The organism is Ruegeria sp. AF8 (assembly GCF_056541825.1).
Genome location: NZ_JBQFYW010000093.1, coordinates 1 through 511, shown reverse-complemented (window position 1 = coordinate 511; position 511 = coordinate 1). Strand labels below are relative to the sequence as shown.

Here is a 511-nt window from a genome sequence, read left to right as displayed (position 1 = left end):
GCAGTTGCCATGTATGCATCCCCTATGGTCTTGATTTTTTCCAGCCCATGACGTGCGGTGATTTGCTCACAGGTATTCACCATTTCCTGTAGATGCGACACCACCTCTTCCGGCGCATGTCTGTCGCAATATTGGGTAAACCCGACCACGTCGCAAAACAAAATCACCACATTTTCGAAACGTCGCGGTCGCACCATGTTGGTCGATTTCAATTCGTGAACGGCAGCGTTTGGAAGGGTCGCATGAAGCAATTCGTCCGCTCGATTTTTTTCAATCTCAATTTGCCGAAGATACGATTCCTGCTGATCCCTCAGGTGTTTTTTTCAAGACTGGCAGAAATCCTGGCGCGCAGAAGTGCCGCGTTGAAGGGTTTGGGTAGGTGGTCTTCTGCGCCAAGTTCGATGCAACGAACGACACTTTCAACTTCGTCGACCGCCGAGATCATAATGACGGGTATGTCGCGCAAAGCCATATCCGATTTCATGCATTCCAAGGCTTCGAACCCATTCAT

General features: G+C 49.7%; 2 protein-coding genes. Both read right to left on the bottom strand.

Translation table 11 applies throughout. From position 1 onward, the window contains the following. A partial coding sequence (locus ACR0AO_RS25540) for an adenylate/guanylate cyclase domain-containing protein (RefSeq protein WP_480609879.1) occupies positions 1-251 on the bottom strand: 251 nt, incomplete at its 3' end. A 59-nt stretch (positions 252-310) separates the two neighbouring features. Further along, on the bottom strand, positions 311-511 hold a 201-nt coding region (locus ACR0AO_RS25535; protein WP_480609876.1), incomplete at its 5' end, for a response regulator.